General features: G+C 63.5%; 22 protein-coding genes and 1 pseudogene. 12 read left to right on the top strand and 11 right to left on the bottom strand.

The window, feature by feature from the left end; all coding sequences use genetic code 11:
* Positions 1-4 precede the first annotated feature (4 nt).
* A complete protein-coding gene (locus IVB47_RS30735; RefSeq protein WP_247467085.1) occupies positions 5-1324 on the bottom strand; it encodes a CmpA/NrtA family ABC transporter substrate-binding protein in 1320 nt (439 codons plus the stop codon).
* 668 nt (positions 1325-1992) lie between these two features.
* Between IVB47_RS30735 and IVB47_RS30730 the strand changes: the two genes are divergently transcribed.
* Both IVB47_RS30730 and IVB47_RS30725 read left to right on the top strand, forming a co-directional pair.
* Complete coding sequence (locus IVB47_RS30730; protein ID WP_247467082.1) at positions 1993-2832, top strand: formate/nitrite transporter family protein; 840 nt, start codon at positions 1993-1995, stop codon at positions 2830-2832.
* A 55-nt stretch (positions 2833-2887) separates the two neighbouring features.
* Entirely contained in the window at positions 2888-4624 is a 1737-nt protein-coding gene (locus IVB47_RS30725) for a bifunctional protein-serine/threonine kinase/phosphatase (RefSeq protein WP_247467078.1), read from the top strand.
* Positions 4625-4648: 24 nt separating this feature from the next.
* On the opposite strand, the gene IVB47_RS30720 is transcribed toward IVB47_RS30725, so the two are convergent.
* Positions 4649-5323, bottom strand: a complete 675-nt coding sequence (locus tag IVB47_RS30720) for an SDR family oxidoreductase (protein ID WP_247467074.1) — start codon at positions 5321-5323, stop codon at positions 4649-4651.
* A gap of 42 nt (positions 5324-5365) precedes the next feature.
* A complete protein-coding gene (locus tag IVB47_RS30715; protein WP_247467071.1) occupies positions 5366-6235 on the bottom strand; it encodes an NmrA/HSCARG family protein in 870 nt (289 codons plus the stop codon).
* Between the two features lie 102 nt (positions 6236-6337).
* Here IVB47_RS30715 and IVB47_RS30710 point away from each other — a divergent pair, with 102 nt between their 5' ends.
* On the top strand, positions 6338-7231 hold the full coding sequence (locus IVB47_RS30710) for a LysR family transcriptional regulator (protein WP_247288504.1): 894 nt from the start codon (positions 6338-6340) through the stop codon (positions 7229-7231).
* A 31-nt stretch (positions 7232-7262) separates the two neighbouring features.
* Here IVB47_RS30710 and IVB47_RS30705 read toward each other — a convergent pair whose 3' ends face one another.
* Complete coding sequence (locus tag IVB47_RS30705) at positions 7263-8180, bottom strand: intradiol ring-cleavage dioxygenase (RefSeq protein WP_247360040.1); 918 nt, start codon at positions 8178-8180, stop codon at positions 7263-7265.
* A gap of 171 nt (positions 8181-8351) precedes the next feature.
* Between IVB47_RS30705 and IVB47_RS30700 the strand changes: the two genes are divergently transcribed.
* Positions 8352-9626, top strand: coding sequence for a serine hydrolase domain-containing protein (locus IVB47_RS30700; RefSeq protein WP_247467068.1), 1275 nt, complete (start codon positions 8352-8354; stop codon positions 9624-9626).
* A gap of 49 nt (positions 9627-9675) precedes the next feature.
* Here the strand turns inward: IVB47_RS30700 and IVB47_RS30695 are convergent, their stop codons facing one another.
* The 4 genes from IVB47_RS30695 to IVB47_RS30680 form a co-directional block, all read right to left on the bottom strand.
* The gene (locus tag IVB47_RS30695) at positions 9676-10995 is read right to left on the bottom strand and encodes a TRAP transporter large permease (protein ID WP_027568829.1); all 1320 of its coding nucleotides are present in this window, start codon (positions 10993-10995) and stop codon (positions 9676-9678) included.
* On the bottom strand, positions 10992-11507 hold the full coding sequence (locus tag IVB47_RS30690) for a TRAP transporter small permease (protein WP_247467066.1): 516 nt from the start codon (positions 11505-11507) through the stop codon (positions 10992-10994). Before IVB47_RS30690 ends, IVB47_RS30695 begins: the two co-directional genes overlap by 4 nt.
* An 84-nt stretch (positions 11508-11591) precedes the next feature.
* The gene (locus IVB47_RS30685) at positions 11592-12590 is read right to left on the bottom strand and encodes a TRAP transporter substrate-binding protein (RefSeq protein WP_247288498.1); all 999 of its coding nucleotides are present in this window, start codon (positions 12588-12590) and stop codon (positions 11592-11594) included.
* A 380-nt stretch (positions 12591-12970) separates the two neighbouring features.
* Positions 12971-13204 carry a hypothetical protein gene (locus IVB47_RS30680; RefSeq protein ID WP_027568826.1) on the bottom strand — a complete coding sequence of 78 codons (234 nt, stop codon included), beginning with the start codon at positions 13202-13204 and terminating at the stop codon, positions 12971-12973.
* Positions 13205-13342: 138 nt separating this feature from the next.
* On the opposite strand from IVB47_RS30680, the gene IVB47_RS30675 reads away from it, so the two are divergent.
* The 3 genes and pseudogenes from IVB47_RS30675 to IVB47_RS30665 all read left to right on the top strand — a co-directional run bounded on the left by IVB47_RS30675 (position 13343) and on the right by IVB47_RS30665 (position 16643).
* Positions 13343-13687: a DUF1236 domain-containing protein gene (locus IVB47_RS30675; protein WP_027568825.1), complete on the top strand. Its 345-nt coding sequence runs from the start codon at positions 13343-13345 to the stop codon at positions 13685-13687.
* A 349-nt stretch (positions 13688-14036) separates the two neighbouring features.
* Positions 14037-15494 (top strand): sensor histidine kinase, encoded by a 1458-nt coding sequence (locus IVB47_RS30670; RefSeq protein WP_247468133.1) that lies wholly within the window; start codon positions 14037-14039, stop codon positions 15492-15494.
* Between the two features lie 13 nt (positions 15495-15507).
* Positions 15508-16643: pseudogene (locus IVB47_RS30665) on the top strand (mandelate racemase/muconate lactonizing enzyme family protein).
* On the opposite strand, the gene IVB47_RS30660 reads toward IVB47_RS30665, so the two are convergent.
* Both IVB47_RS30660 and IVB47_RS30655 read right to left on the bottom strand, forming a co-directional pair.
* Complete coding sequence (locus IVB47_RS30660) at positions 16640-17371, bottom strand: cytochrome c biogenesis protein CcdA (protein ID WP_081747935.1); 732 nt, start codon at positions 17369-17371, stop codon at positions 16640-16642. The pseudogene IVB47_RS30665 and the gene IVB47_RS30660 overlap by 4 nt on opposite strands.
* 207 nt (positions 17372-17578) lie before the next feature.
* Positions 17579-17845: a hypothetical protein gene (locus IVB47_RS30655; RefSeq protein ID WP_007593979.1), complete on the bottom strand. Its 267-nt coding sequence runs from the start codon at positions 17843-17845 to the stop codon at positions 17579-17581.
* Positions 17846-18348: 503 nt separating this feature from the next.
* On the opposite strand from IVB47_RS30655, the gene IVB47_RS30650 reads away from it, so the two are divergent.
* From IVB47_RS30650 to IVB47_RS30630, 5 genes are all read left to right on the top strand, one after another.
* On the top strand, positions 18349-19395 hold the full coding sequence (locus IVB47_RS30650; RefSeq protein ID WP_027568820.1) for a LysR family transcriptional regulator: 1047 nt from the start codon (positions 18349-18351) through the stop codon (positions 19393-19395).
* Between the two features lie 29 nt (positions 19396-19424).
* Positions 19425-19796, top strand: a complete 372-nt coding sequence (locus tag IVB47_RS30645) for a helix-turn-helix transcriptional regulator (RefSeq protein ID WP_026233304.1) — start codon at positions 19425-19427, stop codon at positions 19794-19796.
* A gap of 370 nt (positions 19797-20166) precedes the next feature.
* Positions 20167-21516 carry a L,D-transpeptidase family protein gene (locus IVB47_RS30640; RefSeq protein WP_247467061.1) on the top strand — a complete coding sequence of 450 codons (1350 nt, stop codon included), beginning with the start codon at positions 20167-20169 and terminating at the stop codon, positions 21514-21516.
* A gap of 111 nt (positions 21517-21627) precedes the next feature.
* Positions 21628-22449, top strand: coding sequence for an enoyl-CoA hydratase (locus IVB47_RS30635; protein ID WP_247399622.1), 822 nt, complete (start codon positions 21628-21630; stop codon positions 22447-22449).
* Between the two features lie 144 nt (positions 22450-22593).
* Positions 22594-22878, top strand: a complete 285-nt coding sequence (locus IVB47_RS30630; RefSeq protein ID WP_247360047.1) for a hypothetical protein — start codon at positions 22594-22596, stop codon at positions 22876-22878.
* 33 nt (positions 22879-22911) lie between these two features.
* Here IVB47_RS30630 and IVB47_RS30625 read toward each other — a convergent pair whose 3' ends face one another.
* Entirely contained in the window at positions 22912-23991 is a 1080-nt protein-coding gene (locus IVB47_RS30625) for an isocitrate/isopropylmalate dehydrogenase family protein (protein WP_247467058.1), read from the bottom strand.
* Between the last annotated feature and the right edge of the window lie 26 nt (positions 23992-24017).

Raw genomic sequence — 24017 nt, 5'->3', positions numbered from 1 at the left:
TCCATCAGACTTCGACGCGCTTGATCGCGAGCGACTTCAGATAGGCAGCCGGATTTTCCGGATCGAACACCTTGCCGTCGAAGAAGGTCTCCTTGCCGCGCGAGGTGGAGGTCGGGATCTCCGCGCTTGCGATGCCGAGCGCCTTGGCCGCGTCGCGCCACATATCTTCGCGGTTGACCTTGGCAATCAGCGCCTTGGTGTCGAAATTCGCCTCGTACTTGCCCCAGCGAATGTCCTCGGTGAGGAACCAGAGGTCGTGGCTCTGGAAGGGATAAGAGGCGAAGTCGCGCCAGTACTTCATGATGTGCGGCGAATTCTCGACCACCTTGCCGGGAAGGCCGTAGTCGAACTTGCCGGCGGTGCGGTCGAGCACGTCTTCGACCGGGCAGTTCATCCACTGCCGCTTGCCCATGATGGCGGCGAGCTCGGCCTTGTTCTCGGCCTTGTCCGACCACTGCTGCGCTTCCATCACCGCCATCAGCAGCGCCTTCGCGGCCTTCGGATATTTGTCGACGAAGGCGGCGCGCATGCCGAAGGATTTTTCCGGATGCTTGTTCCAGAGTTCGCCGGTCGTGATCGCGGTGTAGCCGATGTTCTGGTGGATCAGCTGCAGGTTCCAGGGCTCGCCGACGCAGAAGCAGTCCATGGTGCCGACCTTCATGTTGGCCACCATCTGCGCCGGCGGCACCACGATGGTCTCGATGTCCTTGTCCGGATCGATGCCGCCGGCGGCAAGCCAGTAGCGGATCCAGAGGTCATGGGTGCCGCCGGGGAAGGTCATCGCGGCCTTCACGGCCTTGCCCGAGGCCTTCTTCTTCTCGAGCGCCGCCTTGAAGGGCGTGGCGTCGACGCCGAGCTTCAGGTCGGCATATTCGTTGGCGACGGAGATGCACTGGCTATCGAGATTGAGCCGCGCCAGGATGTACATCGGCGTCGGCTGGTTGTTCTGCGTCACCTTGCCCGCCGAGATCAGGTACGGCATCGGGGTCAGGATGTGCGCCCCGTCGATGCCGTTGCCTTCTGAGCCGAGCACGAGATTGTCCCGCGTGGTGCCCCAGGAGGCCTGCTTCTGCACGTCGGTGTCCGGCATGCCGTATTTGGCGAACAGGCCCTTGTCCTTGGCGACGAACAAGGGGCCGGCATCGCTCAGCGCGATGAAGCCGAGCTTGGCGCCCTTGACCTCGGGGCCTGCGTCCTGCGCGAAGGCGCCGGCGGGGAAATTCAGTTTTACGGCGGTCAGGAGGGCGGCGGTCGAGCCGGCGGCCTTCAACAATTGACGGCGGCTGAGGCCAGTGTCCGACGGCCGGCGGGTGCGCTTGGTCATAGGCGGTATCGTCCTTTGCGTCGTTGCAGAATGATTGCGTCAGTGCACACGAGCAGCCCGTCCGTCCGGCGACGCCTGAAGCAGCGCATGCGAACGCGCGACGGGGAGACCCCCGTCCGGTGGCGTCGGCAATTCGGATGAGAAGTCTCGCGGGACGGCTTCAATGGCGTCGGCCTGGAACTATTCAAGCTTCGTGCCAAGCGTCACAACGCAGAAAGCAACCCGATATCAGTGTGTTATTGGGGACGCGCCAGTCTGTCGCAGGCCCGTTCCGCTCGCGAAATTTGCGGCTTGCCCAATAATTGTGCGGCGCACAACAGTTGTGCAACAGCTCAAGCAAAAGGCCGCATCAAGCGCAAAAGCCGATGCAGTCCAAGATCTATCTAATTGATATTACTTGCTTTTTAGGAGCCTTGCACACGGCACGCAACTTGCTTCTCCATTTACGTCAACGAAGACTGCGGCTTGCCGCATTGATGCAGGCGCTGGCGGCTGCATCCCGGGAGCTCAACTGCTTCGCGGCCCTCCTCGACTCGGTCGTCGTGACGCAATCCCAAGGCTTCCAAACCTCCCCGGCCCACGCGCGGCAGACACCCCGCACGGCCAATAACTTTCAGCGGCGCACTCAGGGCGTCTCGATCTCTCTTACGAAGCAAAAGGAACCATCGATGTCGTATCTCGCGCCTTCGGAATTCGTCACCAAGATGGTGGATGCGGGCGAGTCCAAAGTCTTCATGTCCACCCGGGATACTATCATCCGGGCCTACATGGCCGGCGCCATCCTGGCGCTCGCGGCATGGTTCGCCGTCACGATCAACGTGAACACGGGGCAGCCGCTGGTCGGCGCGCTGCTGTTCCCGGTCGGCTTCGTCATGCTGTATCTGCTGGGCTTCGACCTCCTGACCGGCGTGTTCGTGCTCTCCCCGCTCGCCCTGATCGACAAGCGCCCTGGCGTCACCTTCGGCGGCGTGCTGCGTAACTGGGGCCTCGTCTTCGTTGGCAATTTCGCTGGCGCCTTCACCGTGGCCTTCATGATGGCCTTCGTCACGACCTTCGGCTTCACGCAGGATCCCGACAAGGTCGGCGCCGCCATCGGTAACATCGGCGAAGGCCGAACGCTGGGCTACGCCGCGCATGGCGCGGCCGGCATGGCGACGCTGTTCCTGCGCGGGATGCTCTGCAACTGGATGGTCTCGACCGGCGTGGTCGGCGCCATGATCTCGACCTCGGTCCCCGGCAAGGTCATCGCGATGTGGATGCCGATCCTGGTGTTCTTCTACATGGTGTTCGAGCATTCCGTCGTGAACATGTTCCTGTTCCCCTCCGGCCTGATGCTGCACGCGAACTTCTCGATCATGGACTATCTGATCTGGAACGAGATCCCGACCGTGCTCGGCAACCTCGTCGGTGGCCTCGCCTTCACCGGCATGACCCTCTACACCACGCACGTCATGACCAAGCCGAAGCGCCAGGCCGGCAAGGCCACCTCGCCCCGCGTCGCGGCCTGATACGTCTCGACAGGAGAGCCTCGCCCGATCAGGGTGAGGCTCCCCTTTGCCGGTGATGACGATGACCCGCGGACTTCAGATCTCGGTCGGCCAGCATTCCGACAAGGGTCGCAAGCCCATCAATCAGGATTTTCACGGCGTCCTCGTTCCGGACGAGCCGATGCTCAGCCTGAAGGGTATTGCGGCCGTCCTCGCCGACGGCATCTCCAGCAGCACGGTGAGCCAGATCGCCAGCGAGTCGGCGGTCAAGAGCTTCCTGATGGACTATTACTGCACGTCGGAATCCTGGACGGTGAAGACCTCCGCCCGCCGCGTGCTGGACGCGACCAATTCCTGGCTCCACGCGCAGACGCGCAAGAGCCAATATGCCTATGATCGCGACAAGGGTTATGTCTGCACGCTGAGCGCCATGGTCATCAAGGCGACCACCGCGCACATCTTCCACGTCGGCGACTGTCGCGTCTACCGCGTAGCGGGCAAGGCGCTCGAGCAGCTGACCGACGATCACCGGATCATCGTGTCCTCGGAACAGACCTATCTCGGCCGTGCGCTCGGCATCAATCCGCAGCTCGAGATCGACTATCAGAGTTTCGAGATCGAGACTGGAGACACTTTCCTGCTGGCGACCGACGGCGCCTATGAATTCGTCGACGCGCGTTTCATCACCAGTGCGCTCAGCGAGCATGCAGCCGAGCTCGACGGAGCGGCGAAGGCGATCGTCGAGGAAGCCTATCGGCGCGGCAGCGACGACAACATCACGGTCCAGATCCTCCGCGTCGATGCGGTGCCGCAGCGTGAGCCGGCCGGCATCTTCAACCAGACCTCCCAGCTGCCGCTTCCCCCGCTGCCGGAGCCGCGGGCGATCTTCGACGGCTACAGGATCGTCCGCGAAATCCACGCCAGCAGCCGCAGCCACATCTACCTTGCCGTCGACGCGGTGACCGAGGAGCCGGTCGCGCTGAAGCTTCCGTCGATCGATCTGCGCGACAATGCCGCCTACCTGAAGCGCTTCCTGATGGAAGAGTGGATCGCGCGCCGGATAGACAGCCCGCATGTGCTGAAGCCGTTGTCGCAGTCGAAACGGCGCGGCTATCTCTACGTCGCGACTGAATTCGTCGAAGGTCAGACCTTGCGGCAATGGATGACGGACAATCCGCGCCCCGATCTCGAAACCGTCCGCGGACTGGTCGAGCAGATCGCCGCGGGCCTGCGCGCCTTCCACCGCATGGAAATGCTGCATCAGGACCTCAGGCCCGACAACATCCTGATCGACAAGACCGGCACCGCGAAGATCATCGACTTCGGATCGGTCAAGGTGGCAGGCGTCGCGGAGGCGGCCCCGCAGGACGAGACCGACGAAATTCTGGGAACGGTCCAGTACACGGCGCCGGAATATTTTCTTGGGCAGGGCGGCTCGCCGCGCTCCGACATGTTTTCACTCGCCGTGATCTGTTACCAGATGCTGACGGGAAAGCTGCCCTACGGCACCCAAATCGCCAGGATCCGACGCAAGGCGGACGTGCGGAGGCTCAAATATCGCCCGGCCGACGACGACAGCAACGTGCCCGCCTGGGTCGACGGAGCGCTCAGACGTGCGCTCCATCCGGATCCCTACAAGCGGCACGAGGATCTGTCCGAATTCGTGTTCGAGCTTCGCACACCCAATCCGGCCTATCTCGACACGCGGATCACACCGCTCTTGGAGCGCAGCCCGCTGATGTTCTGGAAATTGACCACGGCGGCGCTCGCCTGCGTCGTCGTGGTCCTGCTTGCGATGTTGCACGCGCGCTGATCAGGGGTGTCGCCACGCAAAGTATCACCACGTGATCAGCGGAGACCGATGCAGCCAGGTATCGGCGCGCACCTGATCGAGCACGAATGTCGCAACGTCTTCGCGCGCAATGCTGCCGCCATGGAAGCCCGAAAGATCCGTCAGGGCCCGGACCGAGCCGCGGCCGGGCTTGTTGTTCAGGATCGAGGGGCGAACCAGGACCCAGTCCAGCCCGCTATCGCTGACGATCGCTTCCTGTCGGTTCTTGTCGGCGTACACCTTCTTCAGGAGAAGCGGAAAGATCACATTGTCGGCGATAAAGCCGCCGTGCCCGGCACTGTCGCCGGCGCCCATCCCCGTGATGCAAACCAGCCGAGAGACCTGCTCGGCCTTCATCGCGCTCACGAGGGCGCGCGTCGCGGTCGAGAGAAGCGTCACCTCGCGGAACGGGCTTACCGGTGTACCCAGCGCGCTGACCACGGCGTCACGGCCTTTGAGGGCTTCGCGCAGGGCTGCTTCATCGCGGGCATCTCCGACGATGAGCTTCGCCCCCGTGATGTCACTTGCCTTGTCGGCGGAACGCGCCAGCACGGTGACTTCGTAGCCCCGCGCCACCGCCTGGTTGACGATCAGGCGACCGGTGGCACCGGTCGCTCCAAGCACCAATATCTTCGTTGCGCCTTCCGGATTCACCGGAACAGTGGCGATTGAAGAGGTCATGATAGGAGTCCTTCTTGTCGGCATGGGCACGTGCCCATGCCGTCAGGCAGTGGCCGTGATCTCGGAGACGAAGTCGCGATAGGAGCGCAGCGGGCGGCCCAACAGCGCGGTCAGCTGCTCGACGTCGCCGGCCTCGGCGACCATTCCCTCGGTGAGGAAACGCTCGCTCATCAGCCGCATGTCATAAGCCATCCAGCTCGGCATGAACTGCCGGAGATTCTTCTCGAAGCCGGCGGTATCGTCACCGGGATAGGCGATCGTGCGGCCCAGCACCTCCGACCAGACGGCGGCGGCTTTCGCGCCGGTCAGCGCATCTGGACCGACGAGATTGATGCGCGTGAGCGGAAGCGGGGTTGCGGCGCGCTCACGACGGATGAGCTCGATGGCCGCGATCTCGCCGATGTCGCGTGCATCGATCATGGCGAGCCCCTTGCTCCCGATCGGCATCGGGTAGATGCCGTATCCGGTCACCACGTCCTTGATCGTGACGTCGTTGTTCATGAAGTACGCCGGGCGCAGGATGGTAGCGTTGAAGCCCATCTGCTCGATCATCCGCTCGACGCCGAACTTGCCGGCAAAGTGCGGGACGTTCACGTAGCGATCGCTGTGGATCACCGAGAGGTAGACGACCCGCTCGACGCCCGCCTCGCGGGCCACGTTGAGCGCGATCAGTGCCTGCGTGAATTCATCCGGCACCACTGCGTTGAGCAGGAACAGGGTCGAGACGCCCTTGAATGCGCTACGGATCGAGTCGACGTCGAGCAGGTCGCCCTGCACGACTGTGACGCCTGCCGGGAGGTTTGCCTTGGCAGGTTCGCGGGCGAGAGCACGGACATCGGCACCGCGCTTGACGAGCTGTTCGACGACATGGCGGCCGATGGTGCCGGTTGCACCGGTAACGAGGATGGTCATGGGGGTCACTCCGGGTTGGGTCAGAAGACACTCGGGAAATTAGTGATCCACAAAAGAACCGATAGCCGCTATATCTGAACAGACTGTCTCACTGGTGGAACAATGGACCTACTCGCACTCGCCGACTTCAATCTCGTCGCCCGGCACGGCGGGTTCGGCCGGGCGGCACGGGCCGCCGGCCGCCCGAAAGCCACCCTGTCCCGGCGGGTCGCGGAGCTGGAAGCCGCGCTCGACCTGCGCCTGTTCGAACGCGGAGCGCGCACCCTGAAACTCACGCAGGAAGGACGCGCCCTTTACGAGCGGACGGGAGCCTTGCTCACCGAGCTCGACGAGACGGCGACAGCGATCGCGTCGGGTGGGGACAGGCCGCGGGGGCGCCTGCGGATCAGCGCGCCTATGCTGTTCTCGCAGACTGCGATGGGAAACCTCGCGGCCGGGTTCGCGCTCAGATACCCGGAGGTCCGTCTCGAGGTCACGACGGAAGATCGCTCCGTCGACATGGTGGAGGAAGGGTATGACCTCGTCATTCGGGTCAATCCCGATCCGGATGACAGCCTTGTCGGACGAATCTTTCTGCGCGATCGGCTGGTGGTGGTGGCGAGCCCGGACCTGAAACGACCGCGGGACGGTATCGCTGTGCCGGCAGTCATGCGCGGACCGGGCGACCAGCTGACAAGCTGGGAAGTCACGGTGCCAAGTGGACAATCGCGCATCGCGATTGATCCGGTCCTTCGCCTGTCATCGCTCGTCATGGTCCGCGATGCGGTCCGGGCGGGCGTCGGCGCCGCACGCCTTCCGGTATCACTGGTCAGTCACGACCTGGCTGCCGGCACGCTGGTGCATTGGGGCGACATCGACGGACCAGAGATCGCGTTGTGGACGCTCTATCCCTCGCGCCGGCTGTTGAGCGCGCGCGTCTCCGCCTTCCTCGACTTCATGAAAGAAGCCTTTCCGATGGGGACGCCCGACGAACTGGCGGCCTTTATCGGGAGATGAGAGGGCGGCGCGCGCTGCTCGCGCCTGACTGTCAGGCGTGCTCCTCCGCCTTCGTCCCCAGCGGTTTCGGCGCCATGCCGCCGCCCGGCTTGAGGTGGAATTCGTAGCTCATCAGGTGCCACTGCCCGTTCGCCTTAGTGCCGTCGGGCATCGCCGCATCGTTGCGCGGCTCGACCTTGGCGACGAGGTCGTCCTTCACGCCGAACACCACGTCGGAATCCAGGTATTTGTCGCCGTCCATGAAAACATGGGTGATCAGCGGCTCGTACCCCTTGGCATTGACCAGGAAGTGCACATGCGCCGGGCGCATCGGGTGGCGGTTGGTCTGCACGATCATCTCGCCGACCGGGCCGTCGGTCGGGATCGGATAGCTGCACGGCAGGATGGTGCGGAAGAAGAAGCGGCCATCGCTATCGGTGATGAAGCGCGCCCGCGCCGAGGCGCCGACCTCGTCATAGTTTGGCTTCTGCGAGTCGTAGAAGCCGTCATCGTCAGCGTGCCAGACGTCGACGGGGACATTCGCGAGCGGCTTGCCCTTGAGATCGGTGACACGGCTCTGCACGAACATCCGTTCGCCGGTTTGATTATTCGGAGAGATGTCGGTGCCGTGCGCCGTCACCTTGTGCTCGCCGACATAGAACGGCCCGAGCACGGTCGTCTGGGTGGCGCCCTCGCGCTCGCGATGGTTGACCGCGTCGACCAGCATGGAGACGCCGAGCACGTCGGACAGGAGGATGAATTCCTGTCGGGTGTCCGTGCATTTCTGACCGGTGCGGGTCAGGAAATCGATGGCGTATTCCCATTCCGCGAAGGTGAGGCCGGTCTTGCTCACGTAATCGTGCAGCGACTTCACCAATTCCTGGAGCAGGAATTTCGCGCGCGGGTCAGGTGTCTGGTCAAAGCTCCGGACGACGGCTTCGGTGAGTTCGGTCTCGTTGAACTGGGTCATGGTGCGTTTGCCTGCGTTTTCTCATTGGCCCGTTGGGGATCCTTTGGGCTGCTTGGAGGCGTTCCAAAGTGAAGCCTACACCAAACAGCCGGCCGGCGTTAAGCGCGACCGGCTTGGAATGAGACCGCCTTTTCGGCTATCAACGCCGGACAAAACTGCTCGGAGGAACTGATGCTCGCCCCCACCCCCGCCTTGCCCGAATCCGTGGGCATGTCCAAGGCCGCGCTCGACCGTGTCGATGCGCATCTGAAGAGCCGGTACATCGATGCCGGCCGCTTCCCGGGCACGCATCTCCTGGTCTATCGTCGTGGCAAGATCGCCCACAGTACGGTGCAGGGTTTTGCCGACGTCGAGCGCAAGCTGCCCGTCAAGGACGACACGATCTATCGCATCTATTCCATGACCAAGCCGCTCACCAGCGTCGCATTCATGATGCTGGTCGAGCAAGGCCTCGTCGCGATTGATGAGCCGGTCGCCAAGTACATTCCGGAATGGAAGGATCTCGGCGTGTTCGTCGCCGGCACCGCGCCTTCCTTCCTGACCCGTCCGCCGTCGCGGCCGATGCTGATCGTCGACCTCCTGCGCCACACCTCCGGCCTCACCTACGGCTTCCAGCAGCGCTCGAACGTCGATGCCGCCTACCGCGCTGAAAAGATCGGCGAGGTCGAGAAGTCCGGCACGCTCCAGACCATGATCGAGAGCCTTGCAAAAATCCCGCTGGAGTTCTCACCGGGCGAGGCCTGGAATTACTCGGTCTCGACCGACGTGCTCGGCTACCTCGTCGGCAAGATCTCCGGGATTTCCTTCGAGCAGTTCCTGAAACAACGCATTCTCGATCCACTCGGCATGACCGACACTGATTTCCACGTGCCGGCTTCCAAGGCCCACCGGTTCGCTGCCTGTTACTCGGCCGACCCGGGTGGCGGCATGACCTTCCATGCCGGCCAGCGCCGCGAGGGCCTGACGTTGCAGGATGATCCAACCAAGAGCTCGTTCCTGTCGCCGCCGTCCTTGATCTCGGGTGGCGGCGGGCTGTGCTCGACGACGGCCGACTATCTCACCTTCTGCCGTGCGCTGCTCAATGGCGGCGAACTCGGCGGCGTCAGGTTGATCGGGCCGAAGACGCTGGCGCTGATGACGACCAACCACATTCCGGGTGGACGCACGCTGCCGGAAGTGTCGCGCTCGCTGTTTGCGGAAGCCGCCTACAACGGCATCGGCTTCGGCCTCGGCTTCGCCGTGACCATGCGCCCGGCCGAGACGCTGGTCGCCGGCAGCCCCGGTGAATACAATTGGGGCGGCGCGGCCACGACGTCGTTCTGGATCGACCCGGCCGAAGAGCTGATCACCATCTTCATGACGCAGGTGCTGCCGTCGAGCGCCTACCCGCTCCGTCGCGAGCTGCGCAGCATGGTCTACGCTGCGATCACCGAGAGCAATCTCTGAGAAAAATGCACCGATCCCGCGGCATCAGATCCGCGGGATCAAGCTTCGCTCATTTCAACATCTCCGGCACGATCAAGCGCGGCAGGAACAAGGAAACGCTGGGCCAAATGATGAGCGCCGCCAGCACGAGCAGCATGGGGATCAGCATGATCACCGTGTCCTTCAGCGCATAGCGCAGCCGCACCCCTGCGATCGAACAGGCGATCATCAAGCACAAGCCATAAGGCGGCGTCACCAATCCGAAGGCGAGCGAGACGATCGAGATGATCGCAAACTGCACCGGATGAAGATCCACCGATTTCGCCAGCGGTTCGAGAACGGTGCCGACGATGATGATCGCCGGAATGGCGTCGAGGAAGCAGCCCACCACCAGAAAGCAGAACGCGATGAAGAAGCCGGCCCCGATCGCGCCCATGCCCCAGGTCGAGACGTTGGCCAGCAGCTCCTGCGGGATCCTGTAATAAGCCAGCAGCCAGCCGAACGCGCTGGCGGTGCCCACGCAGAACAGCGCGACGCCCGCGAGACGGCCGGTGTCGAGCAAAGCCTTGTAGAGTTCGCGCGCGCCGGTTTCACGGTAAAAGAATGTCGATAGCGCCACGGAATAAAGCACCGCGACGCAGGCGGACTCGGTTGCGGTGAACCACCCCAGCAGGATGCCGCCGACGATGATGAACGGCGTCAGCAGCGCCGGTATCGAGCGCCAGATGGCGCAGCACATCTCCCTCCAGGTGTCCTTCGGATAGGTCGGGTAACCTCGTCGCACGGCATAGATATGCACTGTCGCCATCTGCGCGCCGGCGATCAGCAATCCCGGCACGATGCCCGCGAGATACATCGCGGCGATCGAGGTCGAGATCAGTCCACCCCACACGATCATCAGGATCGAGGGCGGGATGATGACCGCGAGCACGGCCGAGACCGCGGTGATCGCGATGGAGAACGAGAGGTCGTAACCCTCCTTGGTCTGGGCATCGATGAAGATCTTGGACTGGCTCGCCGCGTCCGCGGTGGAGGAGCCGGAGATGCCGGCAAAGAACACCGACAGCACGACGTTGATCTGCGCCAGCGACCCTGGCCAGTGTCCGACCATCGAGCGCGACAGCGCCACCAGCCGGTCGGTGATGCCGCCGATGCTCATCAAATTGGCGGTGAGCAGGAAGAACGGCACCGCCAGCAGGATGAAAGAATTGTAGGCGTTGAAGGTTTCCTGCGCGAGCGTCATCAGCGACAGATGCGGCTCGATCAGCAGGATCGGCACGCAGGCAAGGCCAAGCGCGAAGGCGACCGGCACGCGTATGATGAGCAGGCCAACGAAAGTCCCGAACAGGACCATCGCGGCCTGTCCGGCAGAAAGAACATTGCCGCTCATTGATTTGCCCCAACCAGAATCCGCATCTCGTCGATAATCTGTTCACCGGCGAACACGATCCAGGTCACGCCGGCAACCGGCCAGGCGACGTGGATCAGCCAAAGCGGCAGATCGGCCAGCTCCGACGTCCTGTTCCAGGCAAAGCGGGTGAACTCGATGCCGGCGGATACGAACACCACCGCCAACGCCAGCACGCCGAGCCGCGCGAGAATCCGCACCAGGGCTTCGCTTCGGCGTGACAGGTCAGGCCAGACGTCGACTTCAAAATGCTGCGACTCTCTGATGCCGACCATGGCGCCGATCATGATCGTCCAGATGAACATGAACCGTGCCATTTCCTCGGTCCAGATGTAGGACGGAATCAAGGGCGTGTAGCGCGAGATGATCTGCAACGTGACGGGAATGACCAGAAGGCCGACAGAGGCGGCGAGCAGGATTTCCAGCAGTTTTGCATAGGCCGCCGTTGCTCGGCGCCATAGCGACGGCTTCGGTGGCATCGATATTTCGGTCATTACGACTCCGGGGGATCACAATCACGCAATGGGGCAAGCCGTCCGGCTTGCCCCGACGTCCTGTCGCGTGGGCGGCGACAGTTCTCAGACGACGTTGATCTTCTCGAAAATGCCTTCCGCGCCGATTTCCTTGGCGTAGGTGGCCATCACGGGGTCGGCGAGCTTCTTCATGGCGTCCCGCTCCTCGAAGGGAACGCGCTTGAGCTTGCCGGCCTTCTCCAGCGTGTCGAGCTTGACGACCTCCTCGCTCGATTCCAGTTGTCGGCCATAGTCGCCGGCCTCCTTGCCCGCCTTCATGATCGCGTCCTGCAACTCCTTCGGCAGGGTCTTCAGCGTCTTCACGGAGAAGCAGATCGGCCGGATCGACACGGCGTGCTGGGTCAGGTTGAGATGCGGGGCCACTTCGTAGAACTTCATCGCCTCGACGCCGGCCGCCTCGTTCTCGCCGGCCGATATCACGCCGTTCTGGATCGCATTGTAGATCTCGTTATAGGCGATCACCGTCGGGCTCATGCCCACGGCCGCAAAGGTCTTCGACCAGATCGGCGCGCCCTGTACGCGCACCTTGAGGCTCTTGAGGTCGGCGAGAGTCTTGAGCGGCTTGTTGGCGAAAATGTTGCGGATGCCACCGCCGGAATAGCCGATCAGAACGACCTCAGCCTTGGCCGCGACTTCGTCGGCGATCGGCGCCAGGATGTTGGCTTCGACGACCTTGTTCATGTGCTCGATGCCCTTGAACACGAAGGGCGCGTCGATGAACGGGGCCGCCTTGGCGAAGGTCGACATGTGAGCCGGCGAGACGATGCCGTAATCGACGGCTTTGCCCTGCGACATGTACTCGAAATACTGCTTTTCGAGGCCGAGCGAGGAATTCCTGTGCAGCGTGAAGTTGACTGGCTTGCCGTAGTACTTCTTCACCAGCTCTTCGAACCGGAGCAGGGCCCGGTTGAAGGCGTGGTCGTCGTTGAACTGGACCGCGCCGTTCAGCGTGATCGGCGACTGCGCCCGGATGATCGACGGCATGCCAATCGCAGCCGCCGCAGTGGTCGCACCGAGCCCCGCGAGAAATGACCTTCGCTTCATCGTCTCCCCTCCCTTTTGATGCTCCGGCCCTGTCGCCGGGCCGTGAGCGCAGCCGGTATGCGGCTTGCGAGAGGGAAGCGTATGGAAAACGTCGGCGGGACGAAAGTCATTTCGCGTGCGCGGGAGGTCCTCTTCGTCGCAGGGCCACCCCTTTCGTGAACTGCTGCACTGCAACTTGCGCTCCTGCCGATACGTGGCAGGCCGAGGGGACGGCCTCTTCCTCTCGTCGCAGACGGCTTGCGGACCTGTGCGCTGCACGCACAGATCCGCTCGCCTTCCACTCCCGTTTAGTGCATGTGGCCGATCAGATAGATGCCGCCGCCGATCACCAGCACGGCCGGCACGGCCCAGAGAATCAGAACTGGCATTTGTCATCCTCCTCAGTTCGACGTGCAGACCTTGACGGTCTTCATGCCGGTTTCAGCTTCGGTGCGCGACTTGTAGATCGTGCCCGAGGGGCTGACGACGGTCATAGACGTGTCCGTCGGCTTCTTGTCGACGATCGTGCACTTCTTGGTCTTGACGTCCTGCACGACGTAAAACTCGTCGGCCGCGAACGCCGGCAGGGATATTGCGGCAAGCATCAGTGTTGCAGTTACGATCTTCAACTTCATTTGTCGTCCTCCTCCAGAGCCCGAGCCGGTCAGCCCGGTCATCTACAAACGGGAAAAAGCGGCAATTAGTTCCCTGAGCCGGGAACGCTGTCGGCGATGAGGGGTTGTTGCGGCGCATATTCAAACGAGGAGAACGAGATGAAGAAGTTGTTCCTGCTTTCCGCCGCGGCGGTCCTGATGTCGACCGGCGCTTTCGCGCAATCGACCGTCGTGACGACGACCGGGACGGGCCACGCGGCGGCGGTTCAGATCGAGCCGCAATACCGAACCAAGATCAAATCCTACGTCACCGAGCACCGCATTCGCCCGGTGACGACGAAGGAAAAGATCGTTGTCGGCGCGGCCGTGCCGAGCGATGTCGAACTCGAGGCCGTTCCCGCAGACTGGGGTCCGTCGCTGACCAAGTATCGCTACGTCTACTCCGGCGATCGCGTGATGCTCGTCGATCCCGGCTCGCGCACGGTTGTTCAGGAAATTGATTGATCCAGGTGTAAGGGGGGCCGCCTTGAAGGCGACCTCCCTCTCTGGGAGTTGAAGTTATGAAATCGTATCGAGAGGCCCGGATCGCTGGGCTGAGCCTGGCGGCCGTCTACGCCATGTGCCTGCTGCTGACCGCAATCAGCATGAGCTGAGGCGCTGCCGCGGACTGCGCTGCAAAAATCTTGTCCCTGGGCGGCTCGTCCGGACGCGAAAAATTATGGCGCGCCGCAAATCCCGCCCCTATGGTCTCCCAAAATCATAAATCCGGCGCTCCCTTGCGCTGGAACCGGGACGCCAGCGTTTGTCAAAGCTCACTTTGCCGGTCCGGCTCGCTCTTCTGGTCACGGGAACGATGTTGCCGCTGATCGTCTTCGCGGTCGGTATTGCCGTCTACAATTACAAGCAGGACCGCAACGAGGCGACCCGCCGCGTGCTGGAGAACGTGCGCAGCATGCGCCTCGTGCTGGACTCCGAGGTGCAGCGGATGACCGGCGGCCTGCAAGTGCTTGCGCTGACGAATTCGCTGCGCGACGACGACTTCCAGAATTTTCGCCGCATCGCCCTCGGCTTCGTCGATCAGTATGGCAAGGGGGGCCTGGTGCTGATCTCTGATCGCAAGGGCCGACTGCTGTTCTCCTCGGCGACGGAGGACACCGCAAGCCTGCCGTCACGCGGCCACCTGGAGATCATCGAAAAGGTGTTTGCGACCAGATCGCCGCAATATTCCGACCTGTTCACCGGCGCGATCAACGGCCGGCAGTTGCTTACGGTCGAGGTTCCGGTGCTCCGCGACGGCGAAGTGATCTACGACCTCTGCTTCAGCCCGCCGGTCAGCATCTTTCAGGACCTGGTCGAAAAGCAACGGCCCGATCGGGATTGGACTGTCTCCCTGCTCGACACCAAGGCCATCGTGTTCGCGCGCACGCCGAACCCTACGGAGATCTTCGGCAAGCGGGCTACCGGCACGCTGTACGAGAGTATGTTGCGCACGCCGGAAGCCGCACTCTCGACGGTTTCGCTCGACGGCGTCGCGTTGTCCACCGTCTATACGAGGTCACGGCTGACCGGCTGGACCATCGTGGCCGGCGTCGCCGAGAGCTCGCTGATCGCTCCGCTCTGGCGCAACATCGCGATCACCAGTTTTATCGGCGGCATCCTGCTGCTGACCGGCCTGACCTTCGCGGTCAGGATGGCAACCACGATCGCGCGCGGCGAGATGCTGCACGATCTCCTGATCGACGAGCTCAACCATCGCGTCAAGAACACGCTCGCGTTGATGCAGGCGATCGCGGTGCAGACCTTCCGCAGCGCCAGCCGGGACGAGCGGGTAAAATTCGAGGGTCGGCTCGGCGCGCTGGCCGAGGCGCATAATTTGCTGAGCCAGGAGAAATGGGCGGGCTCCGAGCTGCGGGACGTGATCACCCGCGCGCTCCAGCCGTTCCTGCTGAATAATCCGGAGCGCATCGGCATGGCCGGCCCCGCGGTGCCGCTGTCGCCGCGGCTCGCCGTGGTGCTGTCGATGATCGTGCACGAGATCGCCACCAACGCCGCGAAATACGGCGCGCTGTCCAACGAGACCGGCCGGGTGACGCTGGAGTGGGAGGTCCTTGCCGAGGCGCCGAAGCCGCGGCTGCGCCTGATCTGGACCGAGATCGGCGGACCGCCGGTGACGGCGCCGGTGCAACGCGGCTTCGGCTCGCGCCTGATCGAGCGCAGTGCGCGCGACCAGCTCGGCGGCGAGGCCACCGTCGACTTCCTGCCCCGCGGCGTGGTCTGCACGGTGATTTGCGCGCTGGACGAGGCGCGATGAACGGAGGCCGGCAATGAAGATCACTAGGGTTCGCACGCACATTCTCGAAGCAAAGCTGTCGCAGCCTTTTGCGTATTCACGCGCTTGGTACGACACGCGCACCGCGATGCTGGTCGAGATCGAAACCGATAAGGTCTTGTCGGCTGGGGTGAATGCTACGGCCCGGCACGGATGACGGCGACGGTGGTGCAGAGTATCGCACCGTGGCTGATCGGCGAGGATCCGTTGGGTACCGACGTGCTGTGGCAGATGGTCTATGCGCGCCTGCGGGATCACGGCCAGAAGGGCGTCGTGATCCAGGGGATGAGCGGCATCGACATCGCGCTATGGGACATCAAGGGCAAGCATTTTGGCGTACCCGTGCATCAGCTTCTCGGCGGCGGCGCGCGCAAGCAGGTTGCGGCCTATGCGACCGGTCTCTACCGGCGCAAGTCAGGCGATCCGCTGACCTATCTGGCGGAGGAAGCGGCGGGTTATGCCGCCGAAGGATTCCGCGCCGTGAAGCTGAAGGTCGGTTTCGGCATCGCGGAGGATGCCGCGGTCACCCGCGCGGTGCGCGAGGCGATCGGCCCCGATGTCGCGCTGATGGTCGATGCGAACCACGCCTATGACGCGGTCGCGGCGATCCGGCTCGGCCGCCTGATCGAGCGCCATGACATCGGATGGTTCGAGGAGCCGGTGCCACCGGAGGACATCGCAGGCTATCGCGCGGTGAAATCCGCGCTCACGATTCCGGTCGCCGGCGGCGAGTGCGAATTCACGCGCTTCGGCTTCCGCGAGCTGTTCGTCTCGCATGCGCTCGACATCGCCCAGCCCGACACCTGCGCGGCGGGTGGTTTGAGTGAATGCAAGAAGATCGCCGACATGAGCGAGGCGTTCGGCATCCGCTACAATCCGCATGTCTGGGGCACCGGCATCGCGATCGCCGCCTCGCTTCAGCTCCTCGCCGTGCTGCCGTCGCACACGCCGACCTCGCTGGCTCCGCTCGAACCGATGCTCGAGTTCGACCGCACCGAGCATCCGATCCGGCAGGCGGTTTTGAAGGAGCCGATCGAGCATGCGAGGGGCGTCGTGCGGGTGCCCGAGGGGCCGGGCCTCGGTATCGACATCGACCGCGAGGCGCTGGCGCGCTTTGCGGCGGAGGCCTAACCGATCGTCTGCAACGCCGGGAACGTCTCAAGCAGCCAGATGCTCACATTCGACACCGCGCCGGTGAGGAAGCCGACGCCGGTGATCACCATCAGGACGCCCATGGCGCGCTCGACATTGACGAGATGGCCCTTCATGCGCGCGAACAGGGTGGAAAACTGCTCGATCATCAGGGCGGCGATCAGGAAGGGAATGCCGAGGCCGGCCGAATAGACCGCGAGCAGGCCGGCGCCCTTCGTGACCGTCGCCTCGGCCGCGGCGACCGAGAGGATCGCGGCAAGGATCGGGCCGATGCAGGGCGTCCAGCCAAAGGCAAAGGCGAGCCCCATCACATAAGCACCCCAGAGGCCGACGGGCTTGGGCGCGGTCAAGCGTCCCTCGCGCATCAACAGGCCGATGCGCGTCAGGCCGAGGAAATGCAGGCCCATGACGATGATGACGATGCCGGCGAGGATCGAGAGTTCGGCCGACCAGGCGCGGATCAGCCCGCCGATCAGCGAGGCGCTGGCGCCGAGCGCCACGAACACGGTGGAGAAGCCGAGCACGAACAGGAGCGCCGACATCATGATCGCGCGTTTGGAGACTGATGCGGGCTCGTTGCTTTCGACATGCTCGATCGTCGCGCCCGTCAGATAGATCAGGTAGGGCGGGACCAGCGGCAGGACGCAAGGGGAGAGGAAGCTGACGAGGCCGGCAATCAGCGCCGCCGGGATCGAAACATTTTGCATGATGCAGTCGAAGCCATCTCAGGCGCCGGCGCGGCGCGCGGGGAGTGCGCGCGGCCCGGAGCCGAACCGGCTCTGGTGTAGCCGATGCCAGCGAATGCGCAACAGAGGCGCACAAAACCAGGGCTCCTCCCGAGATGCCTCTGTGATCACAGATGCGGCATCGGGACACGCACAAATCTCGCCAAAAAGCGAGACTTGGCGGCGCGGCTACTTCACCACGCGGAGCAGCGGACGCCGGGGCTGGTCCTGCGTCTGCTTGGAGGGGGGCTGCGGTTCGTTGGTCGCGGTCCGCAGCATTTCGTCGCACAGTGCCTTGAGGTCGGCACTGTCAATTCCTTTGAGTTTCATCCGCACGTCCAGGATGACAATGGACAGCAGCTCGGCCGACTCGCGGCTGTTGCTCTCGTTGAGCACCCTGCGGCACTCTTCGAGCGTTTCCAGCACCGACTGCAACTGTTCGTCTGAATGCGACACCGGAGTTCTTCCCGCTAATTCGGCCTGTGAGACGTGGTTGTGACGACCTCTTTGGCCCCCATGGAGCGTCGAGGATAACACGAGGCCGCTGCGCCCCCGAATATGATTTCAGTGTGTTGCTGCCTTGAAACCGCGGTTCCGGCGAGTATTGCTTCGCGCCTGCCAGCGTCGACTCGCTCAGTTGCAAATCGCTCGATCTTAAAACGGCTGGCGTGCTGCAATTGATCCATCGCGGAAGGCGGCACCGGCTCTTGCGCAAGGACGTTCATTGCGGACAGCGCCGACGATCCCGCAGCCATGTCACGGCCCACAACGGAACTCACGCCACACCCCTCATACGGGCGAATGGTTTGCCCGATTCCCAGCCCTTGTTCCCGCCCTGGCAGCACCCGAATACCACCTGCGGTGTAGTAAGGATGACGTTCAAAACTCGTCGTTCCCCAACCCGCCGTGGTTGTGGTTTGCGCCAGATTCTGCCAGTTTAGCGACCCGAAGGGACTTGTATGCACTCCTTGGCGGAAAGGGGCGTTCCTCTGGAGGAACGCCCAAAGACAAACATCAGCGGCCTGTCGGACTGGGATGCGGCGCGCATTTTCCTGGAAGTCGTCCGATGCGGAAGTTTCCGCTCGGCGGCTGAGCGCCTGTCACTGTCGATCAACGCCGTCCGCCGTCGGATCGATGATTTCGAACGCCAGACCGGCACCACTCTGTTCACCCGCGACGTCCACGGCACCCGCCTGACCGACGAAGGCGCGCTGGTGGTCTCCGCCGTCGAGCAAATGGAGGCGGCCGCGTTCGACGTGCTGCGCACCAGCGATTCGACGACGAACGCCCTGGCCGGCGAGGTCCGCGTCGCCATTACCGAGGGACTTGGCACATTCTGGCTCGCCCCGCGACTGGTCGAATTCCAGCAGGCGTATCCGAAGATCCTGGTCGACCTGCATTGCGCGATGCGTTCGGCCGACGTCTCTCGCCACGAGGCCGACGTCGCCATTCACCTGTCGCGGCCTGCGGCGCTCGACGTCAAGCTGGTGCGGCTCGGCCGCATGCATCTGATGTTCTGGGCCTCCGAGAAATACATTTCGAAACATGGCGCGCCGCGTTCGGCGATGGAGTTGATCAAGCACCGCCTGGTGCTGCAGTTCGCCGACCAGCTCGATGCCAAGCAAACTTTCGAGAGCTTCTTCCCCGGCGTTCCGGAGCGTGACCTTCTGGTCATGAAGACCAACGTCTCGAGCGCCAATTACTGGGCGGTCGCGAATGGCGCCGGAATCGGCGTGTTCCCGAGCTACGCCGTTGCGCTTGGCGGGAAGTTGATTCCACTGGAAGTCGAGCTGAACAGATCGCTGGATATCTGGTTGTCCTACCATCCTGGTAGCGGCCGGATTCCGCGCGTACGGCACATGATTGACTGGCTGATCGAAGCCTTCAATCCGGCGCGTTTCCCGTGGTTTAAGGAAGAGTTCGTGCACCCGCATGAATTCAAGGACGAGTATATGGGCGAACCCCTGACCCAGCTCTTCGGGGGGTTTTCAACCGAAGACCGATGAGAAAAAAGATGAAGACAGCGGCGAAGAGAATGAAGCAGCGCAGTGCCGGCAAGCCGGACATTGAGCTGGGCAAGCGAATCCGTCTGCGACGCGTCGAGATGAAGGTCTCGCAGGCCGAGCTCGGCGAGAAGCTCGGCGTCAGTTTCCAGCAGGTCCAGAAGTACGAGAAGGGCGTCAATCGCGTCGGCGCGGCCCGGCTTCAGCAGATCGCCACCGCCCTCGATGTGCCCGTGACCTTCTTCTATGACGGCGACAACAAGGCGCGCGAAGTCGAGAGCCTGCTCTTCCTGGACTCGGCATTCAGCCTCCGCCTGCTGCGCGCCTACAGCAAGATCAAGGACCAGACGGTGCAGCGTCAGCTCGTCTCGCTGATGGAATCGATCGCAGCGAACGAAGCCTGAGCCGTCGGCGTTCGCCTTTCCGCCCGATGTTCAATCCGCCGCGTCACGGGGCGCGGCTGGATTGAACGAGACCCGGACGAGATATATCCGGCCCGCGCTTGCGCGGACTTCTCGGGGCGGCATGACCGCCCCTTTTTGTTGACCATTTTTCCCGCCGTCGCCCGCGGTTTTCGCGAACCCATTCCTGCCCTGTCGCGACCCAATCCAGAGACCGCCGTCCGACGTGCCGGGCTCGTGATGCGCCGCGCTTAAGGGAGCCGCAACCGGGAGGCGCTAGCCTCCCGCCGATTTCTCGAATCAGCACGACGAACCGGGGAATTGCCGATGCGAGCGCCCGCCCGGGCCTCGCTCTCATGGGAAGATGGGACACATGTCGAAACGCCATGCGATGATCATTGCCGTCGGCATGCTTGCGAGCGCCTCTGCGCTTGCTCAGACCGAGACGATTGGACAGGCCGGGCCCAAGCCTGCGACTGCGGCTGGCACGGTGCCGGCCACCGCCAATCCGGCCCACGCAGCCGCACCGAAAACTGCCGCGCCAGCGTCCGCTTCGACGGCAGAGAGCCGCTCGGGCGCGGCGCTCGCGCTGACGCACGAGCCGACCTATGACGAGGGTTCCGCCCAGCGCATCAAGGATGCGGCGCTGAGCTATTCCGATCTTGCCGTGCGCGGCGGCTGGCCGGCGATCCCGGCAGACGCCAAATTCGCGCCCGGCGCCCAGGGCGCCAACGACAATATCCTGCGCAAGCGGCTGATCGTCTCCGGCGATCTTGCCGCCGACAAGGCGAGCGGCGCCTTCGACCAGGATCTCGCCGACGCCGTGAAACGCTTCCAGGCCCGCCACGGCCTCGCGCCGACCGGAACGATGACGCCGCGCACGATTGCGGCGATGAACGTGCCGGTGCAGAAGCGCATCCGGCAGCTGGAGGCTTCGCTCCAGCGGCTCGAGAACATGAATTTCGGCTTCGGCCAGCGCTATGTCGTCGTCAACATCCCCGCCGCCTTCGCCGAAGCGGTCGAGAACGACGTCGTGGTAAGGCGTTATCGCGTGATCGTCGGCAAGACCGAAAAGCCCTCGCCGACGCTGACGGCCCAGATCAGCAGCGTCGTCCTCAATCCGACCTGGACGGTGCCCTCCTCGATCGCCAAGACCGAGATCTCCGCGCATATGCGCAAGGATCCCACCTATCTGTCGCGCATGCACATGGAGGTGCTCGACGCCCACGACAATCCGATCGACCCGAATTCGGTCGACTGGTCGGGCACGCATACGCCGAACTTCACCGTGCGCCAGCACAACGGCACGTTCAACGCGCTCGGCGCGGTCAAGATCGACATGCCGAATTCCTATTCGGTCTACATGCACGACACCAACCAGCGCAATCTGTTCAGCGATGATTACCGCTTCGATTCCCATGGCTGCTCGCGCGTCGACAATGTGCGCGATCTCGCCGCCTGGCTCTTGAAGGACCAGCCGAAATGGAGCCGCGCCGCGATCGACGCGGAAATCGCCAGCGGCCAGCATCTCGACGTCGCCATGGTGAAGAAGGTCCCGGTGGCCTGGATCTATCTCACGGCGTGGATGACCAAGGACCAGACCGTCCAGTTCCGCAACGACGTCTATCACCAGGACGAGCAGCTGCTGGAGGCGACCGCCGAAGAGGCGGCCTTCTTCAGCAACGCCGGCAGCCATCCGCTGACCGCGCACATGACGAGATAGATGGCGCCATGCAATCGCGGCACAGGTGACTGCAAAGCCACGTCCGTTGCCGCGGTTGACCCTGGCCTCGCCCCGGCCGAACATTGCGCCTCGCCAACGAAAATGAGCGCGATGTCCGATATGTCCAGCACGACCGAAATTCCCTACGCCGACGGCAAGATCCTCAAGCACACAGCCGGTGGCGTCGGCGTGATCACCTTCAACAATCCCGACAAGCGCAACGCGATGTCGCTGGAGATGTGGGAGGGATTTGGCGAGGCGCTGACATCCTTGCGCGACGACGCTGCCGTGCGCGTCGTGATCCTGCGCGGCGGCGGCGGCAAGGCCTTCGTATCGGGCGCCGACATCAGCCAATTCGAGAAGACGCGCCATAACGCCGCCGCTTCCGAGGAATATGGCAAGCGCAGCGCCGCCCAGCGCGCGCTGCTTGCCGATTATCCCAAGCCGACCATTGCCTGCATCCAGGGCTTTTGTCTTGGCGGCGGCATGCAGGTGGCGATGCTTGCCGACATCCGCATCGCCTCCCATGACAGCCAGTTCGGCATTCCCGCGGCGAAGCTCGGCATTGCCTATGGCTACGACGGCCTGAAGCACCTGGTGTCGCTGGTCGGACCGTCCTGGGCCCGACTCCTGATGTATACGGGCATGCGCATCGATGCGTCGGAAGCACTGCGCATCGGGTTGGTCGAGCGCGTGGTTCCGGAGGATCAGCTCTGGGGCGAGACCATGGGCATCGCCGAGACGATCTCGCAAAATGCGCCGCTCGCGATCAAGGCCGCCAAGCTCACCATTGCTCAGGTGCTGAAGGACGAAAGCGGGCGCGACATGGACGCGATCAGGGCGGCCGGCACGGCCTGCATGGACAGCGCGGATTTTCGCGAGGGCCGTCAGGCCTTCATGGAGAAGCGCAAGCCGCAGTTCCAGGGACGGTGATTCCGTTATTGCCACGAAGCGCAGCAACGACGGCAGCCAACGTGAACATGCATTCAGGAAGATTAAATTCCCACGCCCCTGCAACACCATAGCAACCAGCTGATTTGCTGGAGGTTCTCTCGCCATCAAACGAGGGAGATTGCGATGAAACTCAAATTAGCTGTTGTTGGTCTGGCTGCCCTGGGCGGCGCAGCGCTCATATCGGGACAGGCGCTCGCAGCGATGCCGAACGGCATTCCGCAGGCCGACCGTATCGCGAGCGGCCCGGCAGCCACCGTCGATCAGGTGCGCTGGGTGTGTAACCCGTGGGGTCGCTGCTTCTGGCGTCCGAACTATTATGGCGCCTACGGCTTTTACGGCGGTCCGCGACGCTTCTACGGTCCGCGTCCGTGGGGCTGGGGCGGCCACCGCCACTGGCGTCGCTGGTGAATTGCGAGGGGCCGCGAGGCCCCTCTTCCTTGACTACAGCGCCGCGAGCACCGCCTTCGTAATGTCGGCGGTGCCGTTGCTGCCGCCGAACTCCATCGGCTTGAGGCCGCCGGCGTAGACCTTGTCCACAGCGCGCTCGATTTGCTCGCCGGCCTCGGCCGCGCCCTCGACACCGTGCTTGTCGGCGAGCCAGTCCAGCATCATTGCAGCCGACAAGATCATCCCGGTGGGATTGGCCTTGCCCTGCCCCATGATGTCGGGCGCGGTGCCGTGGCACGGCTGGAACACGGCATATTTGTCGCCGATGTCGGCCGACGGCGCCATGCCGAGACCGCCGATCAGGCTCGCGGTGATGTCGGAGACGATGTCTCCGAACATGTTCTCCATCACCATCACGTCGAAATCCCAAGGACGCTTCACCAGCATCGCCGAGCAGGCATCGACATAGAGCCGGTCGGTCTTCACCTCCGGATGACGCTTGGCGATCTCGTCGAAGATGCCGCGGAAGAACGCAAAGGCCTTGAACACGTTCGCCTTATCGACGCAGGCCAGCGCGCCGGGCTTGCCGCGCGCCTTGCGCCGCTCGGCGAGGCGAAACGAGAACTCGAACAGGCGCTCGGACGTCTTGCGCGTGATCACCATGGTCTCGCGCGCCTCCTCATGGGTGACGACGCCCTTGCCCATCGAGGCGAACAGGCCTTCGGTGGACTCCCTGATCACGACGAGATCGATGCCGCGCTGGTCGGCGCCGACGATCGGGCTCGGCACGCCCGGAATGAGCCGCGCCGGGCGTACACCGGCATAGAGATCGAAGATGAAGCGCAGCTCGATCTGCGGCGCGATCTCGGTGTTGTCAGGATAGCGCACCGACGGCAGGCCGCAGGCGCCGAGCAGGATCGCGTCCGCATCCTCGCACAGCTTGATGGTGGTATCGGGCATCGACTTGCCGGTGGCGAGATAATGATTGGCGCCCGCCGGCGCCTCGGTGAAGCGGAAGCTCAGGCCGGATTTCGTCTCGATCTTGCGCAGGACTTCGATGGTGCTCGCCATGACTTCGGGACCGATGCCGTCACCGGCGAGCACGGCAATGTGGAAGGCGTTATTTGCGGACATGGGGAAGCCTCGGGAAAGAGCGAGCC

The sequence above is a fragment of the Bradyrhizobium sp. 62 genome (genome assembly GCF_023073035.1).
GTDB lineage: Bacteria > Pseudomonadota > Alphaproteobacteria > Rhizobiales > Xanthobacteraceae > Bradyrhizobium.
Note: the sequence above shows the minus strand (reverse complement) of the source record. Positions and strands in the feature narration are given on the sequence as shown.

Coding starts and splice junctions, on each gene's coding strand:
- IVB47_RS30700 (WP_247467068.1), top strand. CDS start 8,352: ATGCTCGCCCCCACCCCCGCCTTGCCCGAATCCGTGGGCATGTCCAAG.
- IVB47_RS30705 (WP_247360040.1), bottom strand. CDS start 8,180: ATGACCCAGTTCAACGAGACCGAACTCACCGAAGCCGTCGTCCGGAGC.
- IVB47_RS30725 (WP_247467078.1), top strand. CDS start 2,888: ATGACGATGACCCGCGGACTTCAGATCTCGGTCGGCCAGCATTCCGAC.
- IVB47_RS30625 (WP_247467058.1), bottom strand. CDS start 23,991: ATGTCCGCAAATAACGCCTTCCACATTGCCGTGCTCGCCGGTGACGGC.
- IVB47_RS30710 (WP_247288504.1), top strand. CDS start 6,338: ATGGACCTACTCGCACTCGCCGACTTCAATCTCGTCGCCCGGCACGGC.
- IVB47_RS30650 (WP_027568820.1), top strand. CDS start 18,349: ATGCACTCCTTGGCGGAAAGGGGCGTTCCTCTGGAGGAACGCCCAAAG.
- IVB47_RS30660 (WP_081747935.1), bottom strand. CDS start 17,371: ATGCAAAATGTTTCGATCCCGGCGGCGCTGATTGCCGGCCTCGTCAGC.
- IVB47_RS30715 (WP_247467071.1), bottom strand. CDS start 6,235: ATGACCATCCTCGTTACCGGTGCAACCGGCACCATCGGCCGCCATGTC.
- IVB47_RS30645 (WP_026233304.1), top strand. CDS start 19,425: ATGAAGCAGCGCAGTGCCGGCAAGCCGGACATTGAGCTGGGCAAGCGA.
- IVB47_RS30695 (WP_027568829.1), bottom strand. CDS start 10,995: ATGAGCGGCAATGTTCTTTCTGCCGGACAGGCCGCGATGGTCCTGTTC.
- IVB47_RS30730 (WP_247467082.1), top strand. CDS start 1,993: ATGTCGTATCTCGCGCCTTCGGAATTCGTCACCAAGATGGTGGATGCG.
- IVB47_RS30675 (WP_027568825.1), top strand. CDS start 13,343: ATGAAGAAGTTGTTCCTGCTTTCCGCCGCGGCGGTCCTGATGTCGACC.
- IVB47_RS30640 (WP_247467061.1), top strand. CDS start 20,167: ATGTCGAAACGCCATGCGATGATCATTGCCGTCGGCATGCTTGCGAGC.
- IVB47_RS30670 (WP_247468133.1), top strand. CDS start 14,037: ATGTTGCCGCTGATCGTCTTCGCGGTCGGTATTGCCGTCTACAATTAC.
- IVB47_RS30680 (WP_027568826.1), bottom strand. CDS start 13,204: ATGAAGTTGAAGATCGTAACTGCAACACTGATGCTTGCCGCAATATCC.
- IVB47_RS30685 (WP_247288498.1), bottom strand. CDS start 12,590: ATGAAGCGAAGGTCATTTCTCGCGGGGCTCGGTGCGACCACTGCGGCG.
- IVB47_RS30735 (WP_247467085.1), bottom strand. CDS start 1,324: ATGACCAAGCGCACCCGCCGGCCGTCGGACACTGGCCTCAGCCGCCGT.
- IVB47_RS30630 (WP_247360047.1), top strand. CDS start 22,594: ATGAAACTCAAATTAGCTGTTGTTGGTCTGGCTGCCCTGGGCGGCGCA.
- IVB47_RS30690 (WP_247467066.1), bottom strand. CDS start 11,507: ATGACCGAAATATCGATGCCACCGAAGCCGTCGCTATGGCGCCGAGCA.
- IVB47_RS30635 (WP_247399622.1), top strand. CDS start 21,628: ATGTCCGATATGTCCAGCACGACCGAAATTCCCTACGCCGACGGCAAG.
- IVB47_RS30720 (WP_247467074.1), bottom strand. CDS start 5,323: ATGACCTCTTCAATCGCCACTGTTCCGGTGAATCCGGAAGGCGCAACG.